Origin of the sequence: Cupriavidus sp. WGlv3 (genome assembly GCF_023952475.1) — a bacterium.
Lineage (GTDB): Bacteria > Pseudomonadota > Gammaproteobacteria > Burkholderiales > Burkholderiaceae > Cupriavidus > Cupriavidus phytorum.
In genome coordinates this window covers 1-4,595 of sequence record NZ_JALHRX010000059.1, presented here as the reverse complement: position 1 = coordinate 4,595, position 4,595 = coordinate 1, and the positions used below count along the sequence as shown (strand labels likewise).

At 51.1% G+C, this 4,595-nt stretch carries 3 protein-coding genes and 1 pseudogene; 2 read left to right on the top strand and 2 right to left on the bottom strand.

Going from position 1 to position 4,595, the window contains the following annotated elements:
• Positions 1-53: 53 nt before the first annotated feature.
• Complete coding sequence (locus tag MKD38_RS30165) at positions 54-509, bottom strand: hypothetical protein (protein WP_012354731.1); 456 nt, start codon at positions 507-509, stop codon at positions 54-56.
• Positions 510-1,033: 524 nt separating this feature from the next.
• Between MKD38_RS30165 and MKD38_RS30160 the strand changes: the two genes are divergently transcribed.
• The gene (locus tag MKD38_RS30160; protein ID WP_012354729.1) at positions 1,034-2,158 is read left to right on the top strand and encodes a M30 family zinc metallopeptidase; all 1,125 of its coding nucleotides are present in this window, start codon (positions 1,034-1,036) and stop codon (positions 2,156-2,158) included.
• A 597-nt stretch (positions 2,159-2,755) separates the two neighbouring features.
• On the top strand, positions 2,756-4,069 hold the full coding sequence (locus tag MKD38_RS30155) for a cytochrome P450 (protein WP_012354727.1): 1,314 nt from the start codon (positions 2,756-2,758) through the stop codon (positions 4,067-4,069).
• Between the two features lie 30 nt (positions 4,070-4,099).
• Here MKD38_RS30155 and MKD38_RS30150 read toward each other — a convergent pair.
• A pseudogene (locus tag MKD38_RS30150) lies at positions 4,100-4,595 on the bottom strand (transposase); the annotation flags it as partial.

Here is a 4,595-nt window from a genome sequence, read left to right as displayed (position 1 = left end):
GGGTAGACGTGGCCATTATTATTTCGCCATGCCTGCAGGGGCGAATCTCCGTCTCAATGCAGTTCGTGGTCGCGCGCGTCAATTTCAAGCGGTGCATCAAAATAGCCAAAGGTCGCAATTTCGGCTAGGTATGCAAGGAGAAATTTCTCAATTGAACCAGCCTTTTCATACTGATGAACATGCCGGAACTCATGTGTAAGCAAGCGCCGTGTAGCATGACCTTCCGCAATCAATATGGCGTATCCCAGTGTCAATCCAACCGTATCCGGACCGAACAATCCTGTTGAGCAGACTACGTTTCGTAGTGTTTCATCTTGGGGCATCGGGAGACTATCGACCATTGCGATATGGATGCGTTCCGGCATAGCAACACCAACGGCACTAGCGACCGATAGACCTTGTTCGGTTAGAGCGCTCCCGTTCCGAATTACAGGGTCGGTCATGCTCTTTGCCCATGCTATTGCCGCGGGCAATAGTGATGGCAGTAAAGCTAATATGTTGTATGTCATGTTCCACCTTCTCGGATTGTGCGGAATTTTTGTATCTTGCATTGCGTAAGCCGCTTTTTCGATTCCACTTGGATGTTGAACGCAGAACTCAAACATCGACTCACCTAGTACAACGAATATGCTGGCATCGACAGCAGCGACATAGCTTGACAAGCGTCAATGCGCGCCTATTTATCGAGTTTCCTCGTGCGAAACGGGCCAAATCGATGCCTACGAGACCCCCGGTAATTGCGCGTCACGAAATGAACAAAGTGATGGCGCGAATTGTCGGCTTGAATTCCAATTCTACCGCATTGCGAAAAAATTCATACACCACTTGCAGAGTGGCAATCACAATTTGCCAATCTACACTGAGTGGCATAGATTTCGCTGGATGCTACTACATGCTAACATGACGTGTCTCACCACGGTCGAATGACATCTCATACTAAATTCAGAAATATATAGAATGACAGTCGGCATCATTGCGTTAGGAATTACCCGCAAATGCTACAAAAAACGCATCGCGAAAGGAGCGAAGATATATGACGTACAAGCAGCGCGTGTTGCATTTTTTTCGGAGCATAGCTCAGGCAGCGCTGATATCTATCATGCTAGCCTCTTGCGGTGGTGACGGTGATGATCCCACGGCCTCGCCCGACCCGCAGACGATGACCACCACCACCTCGGCTCCGGTCGAGAAGAGCTGCTCGAACTGCAGGGCGCTGGACGCACACACCAATTCTGGTAGCGGCATAGGTGTTTGGGAAAGCGTTAATAGCACATCCTCGGCTGTGGAAGTTCCCATCAGCATCTCAGGGCTGAACGGGCAGGATGTAACGCTCGTTTTCACTAATCAAACCGGAACTCCACAAGTTATGCCGACAATTGCTGTGGCGGCGCGGAACTATTCCTTCGTGGCCGAGCAACTACGATTGGATGACAGCACGGAAGCGCTTAAGAGCAGAATATCGAATTTTAATCGAGACGGATGGAGAGTGCACGCCAAAGAGCAAAGTTATGCTCCACGCTATTCTTTGTCGCCTAGTAGACTGGATAACGGTAGTGTGAAAATCTGGTATCTAGCGGACGATACGACTCGCTCCACAACATTGGTTCGTAAACTCATGACAGCTGACGGCACCATTGTCAATTTCTGGGTAGAGACAACTGAAATCGATCCAACAAAGGTGAGTCAAGCGGTTCTCGACACGCTAGCAGGCGATTTCGTCTCCCCTGGCAACGGATATTCAATCTGGGGATCGCTCGGTGGATCTCTCAACCGTCATCTCGGACTGCGCTTTTACAAGCATCTTCTTACCAACGTTAGCAGCACTGATTCGATGGCGGTTCTCGAATCTTCAGTTCGAGACACGGCAGCAACCTCCGGCTTCCAACAGGAATTTCGCCACTTTGCCGCGACATCAGGTGCACTAATGAAGGAACCCGCCCCAGTCGGCTTTGGCTTTCCTTTGCGGGAGGAAGACGGATTCGTGTTGCCTGAAATTAACACGGGCGCATTTCTAAATGATCGTAGTCAGTTCTCAATGGTGCCCGCGGAGCTCCACCCCTATGCCAACGTGCCAGTAGTCCGGGAGCATGTGAAAGGTATGTATAGCGAAACGGTGAAGATTCCGCCCCACTCCTCACTGTCCGTCGTGATTCAATGATGCGAAGAGAGTGCCGTCAACCACATCTTCTATGGACCTATGACTCACATGATTGCTTTGCTAGTTGCCCTTAGCGTTGCTGCATGCGCTGTGGGACCAACCGAGGGACAGCATCTGACGTTGGTCGGTGAGATCTACATCAAGGGCAATGAGCCCTTCCCAAAGATCATACTTGAGACAGCGACCCATGAAAGCTGGGAACTGGAAGGTGTACCATTGACTGAGGCGCGATTGGTAAGTCGTCGCCACGTAACGGTACGTGGCGTCGTAATAAGATCGCCGTCCCGGGGAGTGTGGTTACCTTCGTTACGAGTAAAGAGCCCGCCACAAGTGGCTGGGCCATAACGATCTTTATCCCACTTTTGCTTTAGTGTATCCCCTCAGTAATCTGTCGCGGTAAGCAACAAGAGCATCTGATGCCGGTTAGTAGAGGCGTAGCACCAGTTTTCATCGTCAAATTACAGACCATTAGCGCCATTACTCGATGCCGCTCTACTTGTTTGATTGTGTTTATGATCGATTCAATATAGAAAATTTACCAATCATTATCGGAAGCATTGGAATGGCTTCGCGCGATCTTGAATCTATCTTTGGAGTATGTTTATCTTGGCCCCAATTACCACCACCTCGAATTTCGATCTCCCCGATGACATCGCGAAGCTTTTGGTTGACCCAAAGACTTACTCAGACCGTGAGCTATTGCACTCCGTCTATACGTGGGCTCGTGCCAACAATCCATTCGGTCGTGCCGTTATTGAGGGCTTCGACCCATTCTGGGTTGCAACGAAGTATGCCGATGTCAGCGCCATTTCACGTGACAGCAGCCTATTTCGCAACGGTGACTATTCTGTTGTTTGCCGACCAAAAGCCGCAATCGACTATATAATTTCGGTCACTGGGTCTCCGCATATTGTCAAGGCGCTAGTTCAGTTCGATGGTGATGAGCACAAGAAGATGCGCGCGCTGGCGCAGTCATGGTTTATGCCTGACAGCCTGCTCAATCTGGATGAGCGTATCCGACGACTGGCCCGTTGCTGTGTTGACAAACTTGCGCATTACGAAGGGGAGGTCATAGATTTTTCTAGAAATATTGCGCTATATTATCCTTTGCATGTAATAATGGACATTCTAGGAATTCCCTCTGAAGATGAGGCCAAAATGTTGGTCCTGACGCAAGAATTGTTTGGTGGGGAAGATCCAGAACTCAATCGAGGGAAGGCAGAGGTCGCTTCGGGTAAAGATGTCTTGGCAAAGAACCTACTAGCAGTAGTAGAAGACTTTCGGCATTATTTCGATAAGCTGACATCGGACAAAAGGACGAGTCCACGTAACGATATGGCAACATTGCTTTCCAACGCGGTCGTAAATGGTGAACCGATTAGCGATGCCAACCGCTTGGGCTACTACATTATTATTGCCACGGCGGGACACGATACCACATCATCGTCCTCCGCGATCGCAATGTGGGCACTTAGCCAGTTCCCTGATCTGCTTCCTCGACTACAAGCCGATGCGGCGCTGATTCCGCAATTTGTCGACGAGGCGGTGCGCTTTGCGTCACCGGTGAGCCACTTCATGCGTACCGCGTCTGCGGATACGGAGATCCGAGGACGCACAGTTCACAAAGGCGATTGGATAATGCTGTGCTACGGCTCGGCGAATCGAGATGAAGATGTCTTTGATAAACCATTCGAGTTCAGCATTGATCGAAAGGAAGTCCACCATCTGGCATTTGGAACAGGGCCTCATATTTGTCTGGGCCAGCACTTGGCCAAGATGGAAATGCGCATCCTGTTTGAGGAAATGATACCGCGCCTTGAACGCGTGGAGTCAGCTGGGGAGCTCGAGATGGTCGCATCCAGCTTCGTCGGTGGGCCTAAGCATCTTCCTTTGCGCTGTTTCATGCGATAGAGTGATTTTTTGGTTCATCGAGGAATAGCGAGGAAGGCTGCGCCGGATCTTGAGGAAGAAGTATTCCTCGTCGCGATATCCGTAGGCCCGGCGCTTGATCATTTTGATAGTGTTGTTAATGCCCTCGACGACGCTAATGTTCAGCGCATGGCGGCATCGGGCCACAATGCCGTGCCAATACGCTCAGGCGTTGCGCGAACTGCTGTAATGGGTCGACGCCGCTTTGCTGCGCTTGTTCAAACCAGTCGCTCCATGCCCGCTGCGCCCATCCAGGCCGACGGTAAAACCACAGGCGCTTGAGGTCGTCGCGCAGAATGTAGACGGTCATCAGCGACCGGGTCGCGGCCAAAATCTCATTTAGATGGACCGCCTGGCCGGCGCTCAGATTGCTGCGATTAGGCAGCAGCAAGCGTGTGGACTTCAAGAGACGTCGGGTGGGTCGGTCATGCCTGAGTTGATTGGCCTGATCGACCCGGACCTGATCGATGACCTCGCGTCTTTGGCAACAACGTGGAACAGGTCGTAG